We start from the raw sequence: 19,301 nt of genomic DNA, 5'->3' as shown, positions 1-19,301 counted from the left end.
CCACCCCGGTTGTCTTCCTGAGCTGACGCTCAAGAGGCCTGTCCGCGCTCGGCGCGGCAGCGACAACATCCGGGGCCAAGCGGCAATTCCCCTCGTTTCGCGGGCGTCGTCCGTGCATCGTTGGCCCGTCATGGGCCGGTAGAACGATACATATAAGGACAACGCATCATGAAGCGGATGCTGATCAATGCCACGCAGGCCGAAGAACGCCGCCTGGCCATCGTCGACGGGCAAAAGCTCCTCGACTACGAAATCGAGATCGAAGGGCGCGAACAGCGCAAGGGCAACATCTACAAGGCCGTCGTGACGCGCGTCGAGCCTTCGCTCGAAGCCTGTTTCGTCGACTACGGCGAAGACCGCCACGGCTTCCTGCCGTTCAAGGAAATCTCCAAGCAATACTTCGCCGAAGGCGTTTCCGCCAACCAGGCGCGCATCCAGGACGTCATCAAGGAAGGCCAGGAGCTGGTCGTCCAGGTCGAGAAGGAAGAGCGCGGCAACAAGGGCGCGGCCCTCACCACCTTCATCTCGCTGGCCGGCCGCTACGTGGTGCTGATGCCCAACAACCCGCGCGGCGGCGGCGTGAGCCGGCGCATCGAGGGCGACGACCGCGCCGAACTCAAGGAGGCGATGGATCAGCTCGAGTACCCCAAGGGCATGAGCATCATCGCGCGCACCGCCGGCATCGGCCGCTCGGCGCCCGAACTCCAGTGGGACCTGAACTACCTGCTCAAGCTCTGGAGCGCCATCGACGGCGCGGCCAAGGGCGGCAAGGGCGCCTTCCTGATCTACCAGGAATCCTCGCTCGTCATCCGCGCCATCCGTGATTACTTCAATCACGACATCGGCGACATCCTGATCGACACCGACGACATCTACGAGCAGGCGCAGCAGTTCATGGCGCACGTCATGCCCGAGCATGCCGCCCGCGTGAAGCGCTACCGCGACGACGCGGCGCTGTTCAGCCGCTTCCAGATCGAGCACCAGATCGAATCCGCCTATGCGCGCACCGTGCAGTTGCCCTCGGGCGGCGCCATCGTGATCGACCACACCGAGGCGCTGGTCTCGGTCGACGTGAACTCGGCGCGCGCCATCAAGGGCGGCGACATCGAGGAAACCGCCACGCGCACCAACCTCGAAGCCGCCGACGAAGTGGCCCGCCAGATGCGCCTGCGCGACCTGGGCGGCCTGATCGTCATCGACTTCATCGACATGGACGAGTCGAAGAACCGCCGCGAAGTCGAAAGCCGCCTGCGCGACGCGCTGCGGCAAGACCGCGCCCGCGTGCAGTTCGGCTCGATCAGCAAGTTCGGCCTGATGGAAATGAGCCGCCAGCGCCTGAAGCCGGCGCTCAGCGAAGGCTCGTCGATCCCCTGCCCGCGCTGCGGCGGCTCGGGCCACATCCGCGACACCGAATCGAGCGCGCTGCAGATCCTGCGCATCATCCAGGAAGAGTGCCTGAAGGACAACACGGCTGCCGTGCACGTGCAGGTGCCGGTCGAAGTGGCCTCGTTCCTGCTGAACGAAAAGCGCCCCGAGATCGCCAAGATCGAACTCAAGCAGCGCGTCACCGTGCTGATGGTGCCGAACAAGACGCTCGAAACGCCGAACTACAAGCTCGAGCGCCTGAAGCACGACGATCCGCGCCTGGACCACATCGAAGCCAGCTACAAGATGGCCGACGAGATCGAGGACCCGACCTCGGTCACGCGCCGCTCGCAGGAGCCCACCAACAAGCAGACGCCGGTCATCAAGGGCGTTCTGCCCGATGCGCCCGCGCCCGTGGTGCCGCCCCGGCCCGAACCGGCGCGTGCCCCGGCCGCCGTGGCCCCGGCACCGGTTGCGCCCCCCGTCGCAAGCGCACCGGCACCGGCCGAGACCGGCTTCTTCGCCCGCATCAAGAGCTGGTTCGGCGGCACGCCGGCACCGGCGCCCGCGCCGGCCGTGATCCCGGTCGAGCCTCCGAAGCCCACGCGCCGTGATGGCGGCCGCCCGGGCCGCGACGGCGAAGCGCGCGGCGCCCGCGATGGCGAACAGCGCCGCGGTGGCCGCGGCGGCGAAGGCCGCGGTGAAAACGGCAGCCGCTCCGGTGGCCGCGACGGCGAACGCCGCGGTGGCCGCGGAGGCGAGCGCCGTGAAGGACGCGGCAGCGAGATCCGCAGCGAAGCCGCCCAGCCGCGCGAACCCCGCGAACAACGCGAGCCGCGCGAGCTCCGCGAACCTCGCGAGCCCCGTGAAGCACGCGGCCCGCGCGACGGCGAACAGCGCCGCGGTGGCCGCGGCGAGCGCCGCGAAGGCGAAGGCCGCGAGGCACGGCCGGCATCGGCCGAACTGATCGACGGCAACCTCGAAGCCCAGCAACCGGTATCGGGCGCACCCGCTGGCGATGAAGGCAATGCGCCGGCAGAACGCGCGCCGCGCGCACGCGGCGAACGCCGGGAACGCGGTGAACGTGGCGAGCGGGCCGAGCGGGCCGAGCGCGGCGAGCGCGGCGAGCGCAATGGCAACGATGCACCGCGCGACGCATCCGGCGGCGACAACGTCGCCCCGCAGGACGGCGCGCAAGCCGAACGTGCGCCGCGCGGCGGCCGCGAAGAACGCGCACCGCGAGGCGAGCGCAACGACGGCCGCCGCGAGCGCCGCAGCGAAGGCCAGCCGCGTTTCGCCAACGGCGAGGCCCCCGCCAATCTCGACGAAGCGGACATCCGCATTGCCGAAGCCGCCGAAATGGCACCGGCCAATGAAGGCGAAGCCGGTACCGGCGAGCAGCAGACACCGCGCCGCGAAGGCGAAGAGCGCCGCGGCCGTTCGCGCGACCGCTACGGCCGGGATCGCCGCGAGCGCGGTCCGCGCGACGACAGCGAAACCGGCGTGGCCGGCGCATCGGCCGACAGCGCGGAGGCCGGCGAAGCACCGGCACGCCAGCCGGCCCAGCCGCTCGCAACGGCCGAACGCACCGCAGTGCCCGAAGCAGAAGCACGCGAACCGGCACCGCGGAGCTACTTCGATCGCCCGGCCGCAGCAGCTCCTGCCGCTCCCGCAACTCCCGCGGTCGCGGTCGCTGCAGCCGCGGCGGCGCCTGTCGCCGTCGAGAGCAGCAGCAAGCCCGCAGCCAATGGCCGTGCACTGCCGAAGGTGCAACCCTTCGAGCTGCCGCTGACCGAACTCGCGCAGATCGCCGAGAGCTCGGGCCTGCAATGGGTGAACTCGGACGCCGAGCGCATTGCACAGGCCCGCGCAGCGATCGCGGCTGAGCCGAAGCCGGTGCATGTGCCGCGCGAGCGCCCGCCCGCGATCGTGCTCGACGATGGTCCGCTGGTGCTGGTTGAAACCCGCCGCGAGCTCGGTGCGATGACGCTGCCCTTCGAAAAGGCGCCTTCCGATGCGCAAGGCGTGAACTGAAGAAGCCCGGGCCCGAGGGCTCGGGGACAATGAAGAACGGCGCCACATCGGCGCCGTTTTTTTTGGGGAATGCAAGAGCGGCAAGCGCCGCAGCGCGGGACCGATTGCCGGTCAGACCTTCTCGGTCTGCGCCGCGCGCTTCCAGGCCGCTGCGGCCTGCTCTTCGTCGCCGCGCGTTTCGGCCAGTTCGGCCAGTGCCAGCCAGGCGCGCCGGTAAAGCTCCGTGTCCTGCAGGCCCAGGCCGGCCTGCATCAGCAGTTGCTGGGCCTTGCCCCAGAGCTGGCGCTTCATGCAGGCCATGCCCGCGAGGTACTGCAGGTTGGGGTCGCGCGGGTTGTTGCGCTGCGCCGTTTCGATGCGGGCCAGCCAGTCGGCATCCACCGAATCGAGCCCCGCCTCGAGCGCGCGCGCCATCTTGACGCGCAGCATATCGCCCAGGCCCCGGGGCTGCGACACCATGCGCTCCCAAGCCGGCAGCAGCCAGCCGCGCGCCAGCGACAGATCGCCGCGCAGCGCCACCATGCGTTGGGCGGCGTGAATCGCGACCTCGGGCATTTCACGCTCGGCGTCGTCGAGCTCGGCCCAGGCGCGAAGCAGCTGTGCCGGGTCATGCGCACCCGACAGCAGCTCGGTGGCGAGGCCGCGCACGATGCTCTGCGCTGCGCCCTCGGAAAAGGCCCGGTGCTTGGCCAGCAGGCGCGCCGTTTCCAGTGCTTCGAGCGTGCGCCCATCCTGGCGCGCAGCCTTCAGGCGGATGCGCAGCGCGAGCGTGCGCCGCTGCACGCCTTGGGGAAGCTCCTCGAGCCGAGCCAGGGCGCCCGCGGGATCGCGGTCTTCGAGCGCCCAGCGCGCCGCGCGCAGCTGCACGCCTTCGCGCGTTTCGGGACTGGCCAGCACGATGCGGTCGACGCTTTCGTTGAGCGCCTGCTGCAGGTGCGCGTCGCGCGCGGCCCGGTCCTGCAGGGCCTGAGCGCTCTCGGCAGCCAGCAGGTGCGACAGCACGCGGACCTGCTGGGCCTGCGGCAGGCTCGCGCCGAGCGCGGCCAGCGTTTTTTCCTGCACCAGCGCGGCTTGCGCGGCCTTGCGCGCGCGCGAGAAGCGGCCCGAGAGCAACTGCACCATGGCATCGAGCAGGGCCGAGTGCAGCATGCGTTCCTTTTGCTGCAGCCGCCATTGGCGCGCCTGGGTCGGAAGCGAGAACAGCGCCGCCAGGCCGCGCAATGCAAGATGGAGCAGCACGAACGCGGCCAGCAGGATGACCAGCACCAGGTTCAGCGACAGGTCGACGCGCCAGGGTGGCCAGAACACGGTGATCGTGCCCTGGTTGTTGCCCGCGAACAGCGCCACCGCCGCCGCAACGGCGAACAGCGCGAGGAGCCACAGTGCGGCTCTCACGTCAGGCCCCTCGCCGGGCCGCCCCAAGGGAGGCCTGCGCCCCCTTTGGGCAGCAAATACACGAAGTGATGAGCGTGGGGGCTCATGTCAGCGCCCCGCTGCCGCCGTGGCCAGCGCCGACAGCGTGTCGTCGATGCGCGGGGGTTCGGAGGTCTTCACGAGCGCCTGCAGCTGCTGCAGCTGCGTCGCGGCGGCCTGCGTGCGCCGCGATGCGGGATCGAAATAGCGGTTCAGCGATGCGGCCACCGTGGCGAGTTCGCTGCGCGCGGCGTCCACCTGCCGAGACAGCAGCGAGAGCCGCGCATTGAGCAGCTTGAGCTTGAGGTTCTCGCGCAGGAAATAGGTCTGGTCGGGTGCCAGCAGCACCGCCTCGGGACGTTCGATGCGCCCGACCCGCACCAGCGACCGCGCTTCGGCGCGCACCGTCAGCAGCAGTTTTTCCCACCAGGCCGCATCGGCCGGAATGGGCTCGGGCTGCCAGGCATTGAGGCCCGAGCCGCGCATGGCCACGGCGTTGAGCGGCGGCAGGTCGTCCACGCTGCGCATCAGCTCGTCGAGCTTTTGCAGCGCTTCGCCGCTGTCGGCGCTGGCGCTGCTGCGCAGGCGGTCGGCGTCGCGCTGCATGGCGCGCTGCAGCGGCGCCAGCCGGGGCTGCGCGGCGCGCGCGATGCGCAGGTCGCCGGACTTGAGGGCGGCCAGCAGGGGCTCCACGCTGCCCGTGACCTGCGCCTGCTGCAGCGCCAGGCGCACGGCCGATTCGATGTCGACCACCAGGTTCTCGTCGCGCGAGCGCGAGAGGCTTTGCATCAGTTCTTCGAGCTGCGAGCGCTGCAGTGCGACCTCGGCAACCCGGGTTTCGGTGAGCGCAGCGCGGGCTGCGGTCTCGCGTACCGTGTCGATGGCCTGGCGCGCGAGCGTGCGCGCCTCGAGCGACTGGGCCAGCGCATCGGCGCTCTGGCGCGCCAGCTGCTCCTGCATGCCGCTGACCTTCTGCCACAGGGAGATGGCCGTCACCAGGGCCGCCAGCGCCACGATGGCCAGCAGGCCGAAGCCGATGCGCGAGAGCATCGTTGCGGCGGCCGCCTGCGACTCCGGCGACTGCGCCATCGCCAGCGTGGCGGGCACCGGCGCGGCGGAAGATGGGGGGGAGAAGTCGTCGGACGGGGACGCGGCACTCATGTGAAGGATTCTATCGACGCGACCAGGGCTTCCCGCAGCGGCGGGCACACGCGCACCGAACCGAATCCCGCGGCCCGCGCGGCTTCGCCGATGCGCGCATGGGTCGCCACCGCAACGGCCGCATGCCAGTCGGTGCCCGGCATGGCATCGCACAGGTTGGCAATGGCCTCCGAGCTGCTGAACAGCCAGACCGCGCGCCCCGCGGCGCCATCGAGCGCCAGCGCACGCGCCGCGTCGTCGAAGGATGGCGGCAGGCGCCGGTAGGCGACCACGGTGTCGCGCAGCCCCTGGGCGGCGTCGATCTCGTGGGCGAGCCAGTCGCGTCCGCTCGGGTGGCCGGCCGCATCGCCGCCGCGCACGATCAGCACGCGCACACCCTGGCCGACCTGCCCTTTCACGCGCTCCCACAGGGCCTCGGAATCGAAGCGGGCGGCGTCGGAAGGCGGTGCGTCGATGGCGCCTTGCGGCACGCCGGCACGCAAGAGTGCGCGTGCCGTGCCGGGCCCCGTGGCCCAGAAGCGCGGGCCGGTTGCGCGTTGCCCTTCTTCCGCATGCAGGAAGAAATGCTCGACCGCGGTGGCGCTCACGAACATCAGCGCCGCGTAGTCCGCAAGCCGCTTCCACGCTGCGCGCAGCGGCTCCACGTCGATGGCGGGCTCGATGGCGATCAGCGGCAGCACCGCGGCATCCAGCCCCGCGGCCCGGAACTCGTCCGCCCATTGCGCGGCCTCGCGCGCCGGCCGCGTGACGATGACGGGCTTGGCAGCCATCGTTGTTTGAAAAATCTTCAGTGCGCGCCGGCGTCGCGCAGCAGCGAGGCGGCGCGTTCGCCGAGCGCGCCGGCCTGCGCGAAGTCGGCGGCCGGGGCTTGCGCGTGAACCCGCACCAGCGCGGCATTGCCCTCGGGGTCGCCCCAGGCCGCATCGATGCGCAGCGCTCCATCGGCCTGCCAGCGCGCATGGGCTGCCAGCGGCATGGAACAGCTGCCGCCCATCGACCGGCTCACCGCGCGCTCGGCGGCGGTGGCCAGCCAATCGCGCGGATGCGCCAGCGTGGCCAGCAGCGCGATCAGCTCGGTGCGGTCGGCCCGCACCTCGATGCCGAGCGCGCCCTGCCCCGCAGCCGGCAGCATGGTGTCGGGATCGAACGCGACCCGGATGCGGTGTTCGAGCCCGAGCCGCTTGAGCCCGGCCGCCGCGAGCACGATGGCGTCGTACTGGCCTTCGTCGAGCTTGCGCAGGCGGGTGTCGAGGTTGCCGCGCAGCGGCTCGATGCGAAGGTCGGGCCGCAGGGCGCGCAGCAGCACCACGCGCCGCAGGCTGGAGGTGCCGACGACGGCGCCCTGCGGCAGCTCGTCGAGCGAGGCATGGCGCGGCGACACCAGCGCATCGCGCGGGTCTTCGCGCTCCAGCACGCAGGCCAGCACGAAACCCTCGGGCAGGTCCATCGGCACGTCTTTCAGCGAATGCACCGCGATGTCGGCGCGGCCTTCCTCGAGCGCGAGTTCGAGCTCCTTCACGAACAGGCCCTTGCCGCCCACCTTGCTGAGCGACTTGTCGAGGATCTGGTCGCCGCGCGTGGTCATGCCCAGCAGGCTGACCGCGTGGCCTCTTTCCTGCAGCAGCGCCTGCACGTGCTCGGCCTGCCACAGGGCGAGCCGGCTTTCGCGCGTGGCGATCACGATATTGCTCAAGGCCGCTCCCAAAAAGTACATGTTGAAGACCTCCGGAATGCTAGCATGTTGCGCCGCAACAACGCAGGCGGCGCATTCTTTTCTAGACCAGGAAAAACATCGAAATGAAAGCCAGCAAGACTCCTGCGCCGCCCAGGCGCCGGCAAGCCGAAGACCAGCCGCTGATCGACGACATCCGGCTCCTGGGCCGCATCCTCGGCGACGTGATCCGCGAACAGGAGGGCGAGGAAAGTTATGCGCTGGTCGAGAAGATCCGCACGCTGTCGGTGGCTTTCCGCCGCGATGCCGACCAGGCGGCCGACCGCGCGCTCAAGAACCTGCTCAAGGGCCTGAGCGCGGCCGAGACGGTGCGCGTGATCCGCGCCTTCACCTATTTCAGCCACCTGGCCAACCTGGCCGAAGACCGCCACCAAATCCGCCGCCGCACCGAGGCCGAGCGCGCCGGCGAAAACGCCGACGGCGATCTGCAGACCGCGCTCGCGCGTATCCGCAAGGCCGGCGTCAAGCCCGACGAAGTGGTGGCCTCGCTGGCACGCAGCTATGTCTCGCCGGTGCTCACCGCGCATCCGACCGAGGTGCAGCGCAAGAGCATCCTCGATGCCGAGCGCGCCATTGCGCAGCTGCTCACCACGCGCGACGAGATCAAGCTGCGCCAGAGCGCCTACGCCGGCGCCAAGGACGCGCTCACGCCGCTCGAGTTTGCCGAGAACGAAACGCAGATGCGCATCCGCGTCACGCAGATCTGGCAGACGCGGCTGCTGCGCTTTTCCAAGCTCACCGTGGCCGACGAGATCGAGAATGCGCTGAGCTACTACGAAGCCACCTTCCTGCGCGAGATTCCGCGCGTCTATGCCGACCTCGAAAAGGCGCTGGGCCAGGGCGGTGTGGTGCCTTCGGTCGCGCCTTTCCTGCGCATGGGCCAGTGGATCGGCGGCGACCGCGACGGCAATCCCAACGTGACGGCCGAAACGCTCGAATACGCGCTGCGCCGCCAGGCCGAGCTGGCGCTGCGCCACTATCTCACCGAAGTGCACTACCTGGGCGGCGAGCTCTCGCTGTCCGCCACGCTGGTGGACGTGTCGGTCGAGATGCAGGCGCTGGCCGAGCGCTCGCCCGACACCAGCGAGCACCGCAAGGATGAGCCCTACCGGCGCGCGCTCACCGGCGTGTATGCGCGGCTGGCGGCCACGCTGCGCGAGCTCACCGGCGGCGAAGCCGCGCGCCACGCCGTGCCGCCGCAAAACCCCTACACGAAGGCCGAGGAATTCCTGGCCGACCTGCACACGGTGGAAGAGTCGCTCGTCGAGAAGCACGGCAGCGTGCTGGCGGCGCCGCGCCTGCGGCCGCTGATCCGCGCGGTCGAGGTGTTCGGCTTCCACCTGGCCACGGTCGACCTGCGCCAGAGCTCGGACAAGCACGAGGCCGTGATCGCCGAGCTGCTGGCCACCGCGCGCATCGAGCCCGCCTATGCCTCGCTGGCCGAGGAGGCCAAGCAGACGCTGCTGCTCAAGCTGCTCGACGACGCGCGCCCGCTGCGCGTGCCCGATGCCGAATATTCGCCGCTCGCGCAGAGCGAGCTCGCGATCTTCGCGGCAGCGCGCACCGCGCGTGCGCGCTACGGTGCGGCCGCCATCCGCCACTACATCATCAGCCACACCGAGACGGTGAGCGACCTGCTCGAGGCGCTGCTGCTGCAAAAGGAAGTGGGCCTGCTGCGCGGCAAGATGGACGGCAACGCCACCTGCGACCTGATCGTGGTGCCGCTGTTCGAAACCATCGAGGACCTGCGCAATGCCGCCCCCATCGTGCGTGCCTTCTATGCGCTGCCGAACATCCAGGCGCTGATCGAGCGCTCGGGCGCCGAGCAGGACGTGATGCTCGGCTACAGCGACAGCAACAAGGACGGCGGCATCTTCACGAGCAACTGGGAGCTCTACCGCGCAGGCATTGCGCTGGTCGCACTGTTCGACGAGCTCAACAAGAAAAAGGCCCATCCGATTCGCCTGCGCATGTTCCATGGCCGCGGCGGCACGGTGGGACGCGGCGGCGGACCGAGCTACCAGGCGATCCTCGCGCAGCCGCCCGGCACGGTGCGCGGCCAGATCCGCCTCACCGAACAGGGCGAGGTGATCGGCTCGAAGTACGCCAACCGCGAGATCGGCCGGCGCAATCTCGAGACGCTGGTGGCCGCCACGCTCGAAGCCACGCTGCTGCCGCAGGCCAAGTCGGCGCCCGCCACCTTCCTGTCGGCGGCCGGGGAGCTGTCGGCCGCGAGCATGTCGGCCTACCGCAAGCTGGTCTACGAAACCCCGGGCTTCGGCGACTACTTCTTCGGCTCCACGCCGATCCGCGAGATTGCCGAGCTCAACATCGGCTCGCGTCCCGCCTCGCGCAACCCGAGCCACAAGATCGACGACCTGCGCGCCGTGCCGTGGAGCTTCAGCTGGGGCCAGTGCCGGCTCACCATTCCCGGCTGGTTCGGTTTCGGCTCGGGCGTGGAGCAGTTCCTGGCCTCGGCCCCAACGCCGGCCGCGCGCAAGGAGCGCACCGCGCTGCTGCGCCGCATGTATGCGCAGTGGCCGTTCTTTCGCACGCTGCTCTCCAACATGGACATGGTGCTGGCCAAGAGCGACCTTGCGCTGGCGTCGCGCTATGCCGAACTGGTGACCGACCGCAAGCTGCGCCAGAAGGTGTTCTCGATGATCGATACCGAGTGGCACCGCACTTCCGACGCGCTCACGCTCATCACCGGCGCCAAGCAGAGGCTCGAAGGCAACGCCGAGATGCAGCGCTCGGTGCGCCACCGTTTTCCGTACATCGATCCGCTGCATCACCTGCAGGTCGAGCTGATGCGCCGCTACCGCGCGGGCGAAGGCGGCGAGCGGCTGCAGCGCGGCATCCACATCTCGATCAACGGGGTGGCGGCCGGCCTGCGCAACACGGGTTGAGCAGATCTCCGGATCGATCGAGCAAGCCAGGAAAGGGCGTTTTGTGCGCCCTTTCCTACGCAAGGAACGCGGGATAGCAACCCGTAAGGTCAATTAAGAGAGTAGGGTCGGGGGACGTTCAAAGTTTCTCGCTATCTCTCGCAATCGCGCGGCAGCTCGAGTCGTATTCAGGAGCCCGTTGCAATGTCTACCCCGCAGTCGCTGACTCATTCGCAGATCGATTTCGTCCATCACGATTTCGAAGCGCTGGCCTCTCACATGCGCCATTGCGCACGCGCCCACGGGCGATGGTTCTCGGTGCGAAGCCACATGCAGCGGGTGCGCGCGCTCGCTGCGGGCCGGATCGTCACGATGGCTTTCGTTGCGGTCGCTTTCGGTATCGGGCTGTTCGCCGTCGCTTGAGGGTGGCAGACCCTGAAGCGACACGGGCTGCAATTTCCCCCGAGAGGGGGCAAATAGTCGGCCCCCTCCTCGAACTCCAGACAAAGGCGGCGCCATGAGCGCCGCCTTTGTCGTTGACCGGCTCGCAGATCTCAGTGCGTACGCGCGCGCGCTGCTCCTTGCGCCCCACGACCCGGTGGCGCTGCCGATCCGCGCCGAGCTCTTCGGAGCCCAGCGCTTCGAACAGCACGGCCACAGCCTGGCCCGGGCCCAGGTGGTCGAACTCGACCCGCGCCGCGCGCGCGAGGGAGCGCCCTTTTTCCCGCGCGTGGACGAAAACCTCGAATCGCTGCGCAATGCTTTCGACTACATCGCACTGATCTCGCAGAGCGGGCGCTATGTATCTCCCGCAGCCGAATGGCTGCTCGACAACTTCCACCTTGTGGAGGCGCAGCTCCAGCAGATCCACGACGGCGTGCCGCGCAGCTACTACGCGCGGCTGCCCAAGCTCGCCACGCCGCCGCTCGCGGGCCTGCCGCGCGTCTACGGCATTGCCTGGGCCTACGTGGCCCATACCGACAGCGTGCTCAACAAGACGCTGTTCACCGCCTTTCTGAACGCCTACCAGGACATCGACGAGCTCACGCTCGGCGAACTCTGGGCGCTGCCCACCACCCTGCGCGTGGTGCTGCTCGAAAACCTGCGCCGCGTGGCCGAGAGCATTGCGGAGAACAAGGTGGCGCGCGAAATAGCGCACGCGGTCTGGGACGCGGCACCGCATCTGTCGACGCAGGACCTCGACACGTTGTACCGCGCATTGCAAAGCCACAACCTGCAGGATGCGTACCTCACGCAGCTCTGGCAGCGCCTGCCGGTGGAGCACGGAGAGAACACGCCGGCGCTGGTGCGCTGGACCGAGCAGCACTGCCCCAACGGGCCGGCGCTGATCGGCGAGGCGCAGAACGCGCAGGCCGCGGCCAACCTCACGGTCGGCAACATCATCACCACGCTGCGCATGATCGGGCAGGTCGAGTGGAGCGGCCTGATCGAACCCGTCAGCCGCTCGCTGCGCGCGCTGCACGAGCTGCCCAGCTTCGCCGATGAAAGCGAGCTCACGCGCCAGCAGATCACGCATGCGATGGAGCGGATCGCGCGCGACTGCGGCCGATCCGAACGCGAAGTGGCCCAGGCCGTGGTGCGGCTCGCGGCCGCTGCGCCGGCCGGCCGTGACAGCGCCGGCACCGATCGCGCCGACAGCACCGCCGGCTACCACCTGTTCGGCCAAGGGCGCGATGCGCTGGTCGCGGCGCTGCAGTCCGATGCGCCGGCGGGCCGTGCCGGCCGGCCGGCGAGGGCCCGGCGGCTGCATGGCCGCCGCGGCTGGCGCCTGCTCGCCTATGTGCTGTCCATCGTCCTGGGCACGGTGTGGCTGCTCGCGACCGTCGCGCACGGCCTGCCTCCGCCGCGCGGCTGGACCGCCATCGCAGCGATGGCACTGCTCGCATGGCCGCTTTCGGAGGCGTTGATCGCCCTGGCGCAGCGCATCGTGGCCGAGTCGGTGCGGGTGCAGGCATTGCCTCGCCTCGACTTCGCGGCCGGCATTCCCGAACGGCATCGCACGCTGGTCGTCATTCCCACGCTGCTGAGCTCACCCGCGAACACCGCGCAGCTCGCGCACCGGCTCGAACTGCACTGGCTCGCCAATCGTGAGGCGCACGCCCAGTTCGCGCTGCTGACCGACTGGGCCGATGCCCCGCAAGCCTCGCTGCCGGAAGACGCGCCGCTGCTCGACGATGCCGTTGCGCGCATCGCCGCGCTCAACGCCAGATATCCGGCGCCCGCCGGCGCGGCCCCGCGCTTCCTGCTGCTGCACCGGCCGCGCAGCTGGAGCGGTACCGAAGAACGCTGGATGGGCTGGGAGCGCAAGCGCGGCAAGCTCGAAATGCTGATGCGCCTGCTGGCAAGCGGCGACGCCAGCGGCTTCCTGCCGCTTGCGCCGGGCCAGCAGCTGGCCCCGGGACGAACGCCCTATGTGCTGACCCTCGACAGCGACACGGGCCTGCCGCCGGGCGCGCTGCGCGACCTGGTGTCGATCGCCGCCCATCCGCTCAATGCCCCCGAGATCGACGCACAAGGGCGGCGCGTGGTCGCGGGCTTCGGCATCCTCCAGCCGCGCATCGTGACGCCGTTTCCGATGCGCAGCGAGCGCTCCTTCTTCCACTGGATGTTTGCCGGGCAGTGCGGGCTCGACCCCTACGGCAGCGGCGCATCCGACATCTACCAGGACGTGTTCGGCAGCGGCTCCTTCACCGGCAAGGGCCTGCTGAACGTGCGCGCGGTGCATGCCGCACTCGACGGGCGCCTGCCCGAAGGCGCGGTGCTGAGCCATGACCTGCTCGAAGGCACGGTCGCGCGCTGCGCGATGGTGAGCGACGTGGTGCTGATCGAGGACCACCCGCACCACTCCGGCGTGGCCGCATCGCGCGTGCACCGCTGGGTGCGCGGCGACTGGCAGCTGCTGCCACTGCTGTGGCGCGCCAGGCACTTCGGCATCGATGCGCTCGGGCTCTGGAAGATGGGCGACAACCTGCGCCGCTCGCTGGTGGTGCCCGCCTCCTTCGCGCTGCTGGTGCTCGTGGTCTTCACGCAGGCCATGCCGCTCGGATGGGCGCTGGCCGCGGTCGCCGCGGCGCTCATGCTCGGACCGCTGCTCGGCGCCCTGGCGGGACTGGTGCCGACGCGCCGCGCCATCGAGCTGCGCCACTTCTTCGACGTCGGTGCGGTGGAACTGCTGCGGGCCATGGCCGGCGCAGCCTGGCAGTTCGTGCAGCTGGCGGCACAGGCGCGCCTGCTGCTCGATGCGATGTTCCTGGCGACATGGCGGCTGACCGTCAGCCGCAGGCACCTGCTTCAATGGACCACGACCGCCCAGGCCCAGGCCCAGTCCAGCCAGCAGCTGTTGCCCTTCCTGCGCAACGCGGCCCTCAGCAGCGCGCTCTGCCTGGCGCTGGCCGTGGTGGCGGCGTGCTGGAGCGCCTACCCGGTGGCCGGGCCGCTGTTGTTCCTGACCTGGGCGCTGGCGCCGTTCGCGGCGTGGTGGAGCAGTCGCGTCGATGCGCAGGTGCCCGATCCTTTGAGCGCCGAACAACGCGGCTACCTGGAGAAACTGGCGCACGACACCTGGCGCTTCTTCGAGCACGTGGTCGGCCCGCAAGACAACCACCTGCCGCCCGACAACCTGCAGCTCGAGCCGCGGCCGACCATCGCCCACCGCACCTCGCCGACCAACATCGGCATGTACCTGCTGGCCACCTGCTGCGCGCGCGAGTTCCGCTGGATCGACACCGCGGCGCTGCTCGCGCGCATCACGGCCACGCTCGACACCGTGGACCGCATGCAGAAGCACCAGGGCCATCTCTTCAACTGGTACGACACGCAGACGCTTCAGTTGCTGCCGCCCGCCTACGTATCCAGCGTGGACAGCGGCAACCTCGCGGGCCACCTGGTGGCCGTGGCCCAGGCCTGCCGCGCCTTTGCTGCCGAGGGCTGCCAGCGCCACGAGGAACCCGCGCTGGAGGCGCTGGCTCAGCGCTGCGATGCGCTGCACGCCGGCATGGATTTCAGCGGCCTCTACGACCCCAAGCGGCACCTGTTCCACATCGGCCTGCGTGTCGAGGAGAACGTGCTCGATGCCAGCTACTACGACCTGCTGGCCTCCGAGTCGCGCTTGTTGAGCTTCCTGGCGATTGCGAAGGGGGATGTACCTCGCCGCCACTGGATGGCGCTGGGCCGGCCGTTCCTGCTGGTGGGTTTCCAGCCCGGCCTCAAGTCGTGGTCCGGTTCGATGTTCGAGTACCTGATGCCCGCGCTCGTGATGCCGGAGCCTGCCGACGGCCTGCTGCAGGTGGCCAACGCCGCGGCCATCGCCGAGCAGCAGGCCTTCGGCCGTTCGCTGGGCCTGCCATGGGGCATTTCGGAATCGGCCTACTTCGCGCAGGACCACTCGCTGGCCTATCAGTATTCGCCGTTCGGTGTGCCACGCCTCGCGCTGCGCCGCACGCCGCCCACCGACCGCGTGGTGGCGCCCTACGCGAGCGCCATGGCCGCCGTGCTCGAACCGGCCGCGGCGGTGGCCAACCTGGAGCTGCTCGAATCGCTCGGCGCGCGCGGGGAATTCGGCTTTCACGACGCGGTGGATTTCACCACCTCGCGCCAGGCCGAGGGACAGGACTTCACCGTGGTGCGCAACTTCATGGCGCACCATCAGGGCATGTCTCTGGTGGCGCTGTGCCATGTGCTGCGTACCGAGGCGCCGCGCCGCTGGTTCGGCAGTGCCGCGCTGGTGCAAGCGCACGAATCGCTGCTGCACGAGCGCACGCCGCGGCAGATCATCGGCAGCGCCGATCCGCGTACGCCGCCCGAGCCCAGCCTGAGCGAACTTGCGCCCCTGTTCCAGCCCCGCGCGGTGGACCCGACGGCGTCCCGCTTCCAGCCCACCCACCTGCTGTCGAACGGGCGCTACACGGTGGCCCTGCGCGCCAACGGCGCGGGCGTCAGCCGGTGGCACGCATTCAACGTGACCCGCTGGCGCGACGATCCGCTGCGCGACAGCCACGGGACCTTCTTCTACCTGCGCGATACCAAAAAAGATGGAGGCCGGCAGGAGCCCGTTTCGCTCACGGCCCTGCCCGCGCCCGGCGCCGGCTGGACCTACCGCACCCGCTTCCTCGCCGAGCAGGTGCAGTTCGATGCGGCCGGCGACGGCCTGCAAGCGCGCACCACGGTGCTGATCAGCCCGGAGGACGACACCGAGCTGCGCAACATCACGCTGCACAACAGCGGCGGAGAGACCCGCACGCTCGAACTCGTCTCCTACTTCGAGCCGGTGCTGTCGAATCCCAAGGCCGACGAGGCGCATCCGGCCTTCGCCAACCTGTTCGTCGAGTCGCGCTGGGAACCCGCATGGCGTGCGCTGCTGATGGCGCGCAAGCCGCGCCTGCACGGCGACCCGGTGGTGGCCGCCGCGCACTTCCTTGCCTCGGTCGATGCCCATGTGCTTTCCATCGACTGCATGACCGACCGGCGCGCCTTCATCGGCCGCAACCGCTCGCTCGCGAACCCCGCGCTCGATGCGCAGCCGCTGGCGGCCGACGGCACGCCGGTGAACGGGCTCGATCCCATCGCATGCCTGCGCGTGCGCCTGTCGATCGCGCCGGGGGCCACCGCGCGGCTGAGCTTCGCCACCGCCGCCGACGCAAGCATCGAGGCGCTGATGCCCAGCATCGACCGCTACCTGGAGCCGATGCACGTCGAACGCGCCACGCGCATGGCTGCCACGCTGGCGCAGGTGCGGCTGCGCGACTTGAGCATCGCACCCGCGCAGACCTTTGCGCTGCAGGACCTGACGACCATCCTCACCTACACCACGCCGCGCGTGATGAAGGACCGCGGACTGGTCGACCTGCGGCAGATCTGGCGCTTCGGCATCTCGGGCGACAAGCCCATCGTGCTGGTCGCGATCCATTCGATGGACGGCATGGGGCTCATCAACGCATTGCTGCGTGCGCAGCCGTGGTGGGGCTTCGGCGGCGTGGCCTGCGACCTGGTGGTGCTCAACGGCGAGCCGAACTCCTACCTGATGCCGCTGCAGCGCGAGATCGAGGCGCTGCGCCTGCGCGTTGCGCACCAGACGCAGAACAGCTTTCCACGCAACGACACGGCAGGCTTCTACCTGCTGCGCGACCACGAGGTGGCGGCCTCGGAGAAGGCGGCGCTTTCGAAGCTGGCGCGCGTGGTGTTCACCGCCGACGGGCGCCCCCTCGAGACGCAGGTGGCGGCTCTGCACGAGGCGCGGGTCGATGCCGGCACGGACGCCGAGGCCCAGGCCGCATCGTCGCGTGCCGCGTTGCTGGTCCGGCCCGCGGCGACACCGTCCACGACAGCGCCTGCTGGAAGCTTCGATGCCGACAGCGGCGAGTTCCGCTTCGAGGTCGGCGCCGGCCACCGCACGCCGCGCCCCTGGATCAACGTGATCGCCAACGCCGGCTTCGGCTTCCAGGTGTCCGAATGGGGCACCGGCTTCACCTGGGCCGGCAACAGCCGCATGCACCAGCTCACGCCATGGTCGAACGATCCGGTGCAGGATCCGGCCTTCGAACACTACCTGCTGCAGGACCTCGCCTCGGGCGTGCTGTTGCCGCTCACGCCGGCGGGCCAGGGTGCGGGCGATGGCGGCGAAGTGCGGCATCGCGTGCGGCATGGCCAGGGCTACACGGTCTTCGAGGGCCGGCAGCGGGAGCTCGCCATCAAGACCACCTTCTTCGCGGACCGGGACGACGCCGTCAAGCTGGTGCATGTGCGCGTGCACAACCAGGGCTCCGGCCAGCGGCGCCTGCGCGCGCTCGGCATGGCCGAGTGGCAGCTCGGCGCCGCGCGCGGAGACCGGCGCACCGTTCATTGCTGGAAGCCCGAAGACCAGCCTGCGGTGTTCGGCCAGCAGCGTGAATCGAGCACGGGCTTTGGCGGCAGCACGGCTTTCCTGCTGCTGGCAGGTTTGCCGGGTGCCACGCAATGGACCTGCGACCGCAACGAGTTCTTCGCGGGGCGCGGCATCGTCGAAGTGCCCGACACGCTGGCGCGCCGGGCCGGCAGCGGGCTCGATGCCTGCGCGGCGGTCGGCGGCGAACTGGTCGTCGGCGCCGGCCAGAGCGTCGGCTTCACCTTCGTGCTGGGCCACGCCGACGACGCCGATGCGGCGCTCGCCCTCGCCCGCCGCTGGCGCGAACGCGATGTGCCCGAAGCGCTGGCGCAGGTGCGCGGCTTCTGGGACGAGCTGCTGGGCCGCCTGCAGGTGCGCACGCCCGACCCGCTGTTCGATGCCATGGCCAACCGCTGGCTCGTCTACCAGACGCTGGCCTGCCGGCTCTGGTCGAAGGCCGGCTTCTACCAGGCCGGAGGCGCCTTCGGATTTCGCGACCAGCTGCAGGATGCGATGGCCTTCGCGCTCACCGATCCTTCGCGGCTGCGCGAGCAGATCATCGTCAACGCGGCGCGCCAGTTCCCCGAGGGCGACGTGCAGCACTGGTGGCACATGCCCGGCGGCGCCGGCGTGCGCACGCATTTTTCGGACGACCTGCTGTGGCTGCCCTTTGCGACGGCGCACTACGTCGAGGTGAGCGGCGATGCCGCGCTGCTCGACCACGTGGTCGGATTCATCGAAGGCCCCGCGATTCCCGCGGGCGCCGAGGACGCCTACTACGCGCCGCAGCACAGCGGCCGCACGGCCACGGTGTTCGAGCACGGCGCGCTGACCATCGACCGCAGCCTGAAGACCGGCGTGCACGGCCTGCCGCTGATGGGCACCGGCGACTGGAACGACGGCATGAACCGGGTCGGCCATGAAGGCCGCGGCGAATCGGTCTGGCTGGCATGGTTCCTGTGCAGCGTGGTCGAGCAATACGCGCCGATCGCCCAGGCGCGCGGCGAGCACGCCAGGGCCGCGCGCTGGAACGAGGCGCGGCGAGGCTGGATCGCCGCGCTGCACGATGCCGGCTGGGACGGCGCCTGGTTCCGCCGCGCCTTCTTCGACAACAGCGCGCCGCTCGGTTCGTCGGCCAATGACGAGTGCCGCATCGACCTGATCGCGCAAGCGTGGTCAGTGCTCTCGGGCGCATCGGACGACGCCCGCACCGGCCCGGCGATGGCCGCCGTCAAGACGCATCTGCACGACGGGCCGGCCGGCCTGCTGCGCCTGCTGGCGCCGCCCTTCGCCCACTCGGCCAACAATCCGGGCTACATCCAGGCCTACCCGCCCGGCGTGCGCGAGAACGGCGGGCAGTATTCGCACGGCGCGGTGTGGGCGCTGATGGCGCAGGCAATCCAGGGCGACCATGAAGCGGCATGGCGCAGCTTCGAGGGCCTGAGCCCCGCGCACCGCGCGATGCATCCCGAGCGCGGACCCGCCTACGAACTGGAGCCCTACGTGATGGCCGGCGACATCTACAGCGCCGCGCCGTATGTCGGGCGCGGCGGCTGGAGCTGGTACACCGGCTCGGCCGCATGGCTGCACCGCGCCGCCGTCGAAACGCTGCTGGGCCTGCGCGTGAAGGGCCGCATGCTCGCGCTGACGCCGCGCGTACCCGCGCACTGGCCGGGGTTCGAGATTGCGCTGCGGCTCGGGCAGCGGCGTCTGACGCTGCAATGGGGAACGCCCGATGCCGCCGGAACGCCCACGCACCATGCCGCCATCGGCGAATGGATCGACTGGCAGGCGCTGCCGGCGGATGCGGTGCTGCGGGTGAGTTAAG

At 70.2% G+C, this 19,301-nt stretch carries 8 protein-coding genes; 4 read left to right on the top strand and 4 right to left on the bottom strand.

The features are described 5' to 3' along the window. The first annotated feature begins 168 nt into the window (after positions 1-168). Positions 169-3,399 carry an Rne/Rng family ribonuclease gene (locus FB547_RS08890; protein ID WP_145741417.1) on the top strand — a complete coding sequence of 1,077 codons (3,231 nt, stop codon included), beginning with the start codon at positions 169-171 and terminating at the stop codon, positions 3,397-3,399. Positions 3,400-3,510: 111 nt separating this feature from the next. On the opposite strand, the gene FB547_RS08885 is transcribed toward FB547_RS08890, so the two are convergent. The 4 genes from FB547_RS08885 to hemC all read right to left on the bottom strand — a co-directional run bounded on the left by FB547_RS08885 (position 3,511) and on the right by hemC (position 7,687). Continuing rightward, complete coding sequence (locus FB547_RS08885) at positions 3,511-4,794, bottom strand: heme biosynthesis HemY N-terminal domain-containing protein (RefSeq protein WP_145741415.1); 1,284 nt, start codon at positions 4,792-4,794, stop codon at positions 3,511-3,513. An 87-nt stretch (positions 4,795-4,881) separates the two neighbouring features. After that, the gene (locus tag FB547_RS08880; protein WP_145741413.1) at positions 4,882-5,973 is read right to left on the bottom strand and encodes a uroporphyrinogen-III C-methyltransferase; all 1,092 of its coding nucleotides are present in this window, start codon (positions 5,971-5,973) and stop codon (positions 4,882-4,884) included. Beyond that, positions 5,970-6,743, bottom strand: a complete 774-nt coding sequence (locus FB547_RS08875) for a uroporphyrinogen-III synthase (RefSeq protein ID WP_145741411.1) — start codon at positions 6,741-6,743, stop codon at positions 5,970-5,972. The genes FB547_RS08880 and FB547_RS08875 overlap by 4 nt, the downstream gene beginning before the upstream one ends. Positions 6,744-6,760: 17 nt before the next feature. Beyond that, on the bottom strand, positions 6,761-7,687 hold the full coding sequence (gene hemC / locus FB547_RS08870; RefSeq protein WP_145741410.1) for a hydroxymethylbilane synthase: 927 nt from the start codon (positions 7,685-7,687) through the stop codon (positions 6,761-6,763). An 83-nt stretch (positions 7,688-7,770) separates the two neighbouring features. Between hemC and ppc the strand changes: the two genes are divergently transcribed. The 3 genes from ppc (at position 7,771) to FB547_RS08855 (ending at position 19,300) form a co-directional block, all read left to right on the top strand. Continuing rightward, complete coding sequence (gene ppc / locus FB547_RS08865) at positions 7,771-10,614, top strand: phosphoenolpyruvate carboxylase (protein WP_145741408.1); 2,844 nt, start codon at positions 7,771-7,773, stop codon at positions 10,612-10,614. A gap of 183 nt (positions 10,615-10,797) precedes the next feature. Beyond that, the gene (locus FB547_RS08860) at positions 10,798-11,016 is read left to right on the top strand and encodes a hypothetical protein (RefSeq protein ID WP_145741406.1); all 219 of its coding nucleotides are present in this window, start codon (positions 10,798-10,800) and stop codon (positions 11,014-11,016) included. A 94-nt stretch (positions 11,017-11,110) separates the two neighbouring features. After that, entirely contained in the window at positions 11,111-19,300 is an 8,190-nt protein-coding gene (locus FB547_RS08855; RefSeq protein ID WP_145741404.1) for a GH36-type glycosyl hydrolase domain-containing protein, read from the top strand. Position 19,301: the final 1 nt, after the last annotated feature.

It is taken from the genome of Variovorax beijingensis (assembly GCF_007828835.1).
Taxonomy (GTDB): domain Bacteria; phylum Pseudomonadota; class Gammaproteobacteria; order Burkholderiales; family Burkholderiaceae_C; genus Variovorax; species Variovorax beijingensis_A.
The sequence above is the reverse complement of the archived record's forward strand: the minus strand, read 5'-3'. Positions and strand labels throughout refer to the sequence as shown.

Bases quoted from the DNA above. Each gene is read 5' to 3' on its own strand.
- FB547_RS08890 (WP_145741417.1), top strand. From the start codon at position 169: ATGAAGCGGATGCTGATCAATGCCACGCAGGCCGAAGAACGCCGCCTG.
- FB547_RS08875 (WP_145741411.1), bottom strand. From the start codon at position 6,743: ATGGCTGCCAAGCCCGTCATCGTCACGCGGCCGGCGCGCGAGGCCGCG.
- hemC (WP_145741410.1), bottom strand. From the start codon at position 7,687: ATGTACTTTTTGGGAGCGGCCTTGAGCAATATCGTGATCGCCACGCGC.
- FB547_RS08880 (WP_145741413.1), bottom strand. From the start codon at position 5,973: ATGAGTGCCGCGTCCCCGTCCGACGACTTCTCCCCCCCATCTTCCGCC.
- FB547_RS08855 (WP_145741404.1), top strand. From the start codon at position 11,111: ATGAGCGCCGCCTTTGTCGTTGACCGGCTCGCAGATCTCAGTGCGTAC.
- FB547_RS08860 (WP_145741406.1), top strand. From the start codon at position 10,798: ATGTCTACCCCGCAGTCGCTGACTCATTCGCAGATCGATTTCGTCCAT.
- ppc (WP_145741408.1), top strand. From the start codon at position 7,771: ATGAAAGCCAGCAAGACTCCTGCGCCGCCCAGGCGCCGGCAAGCCGAA.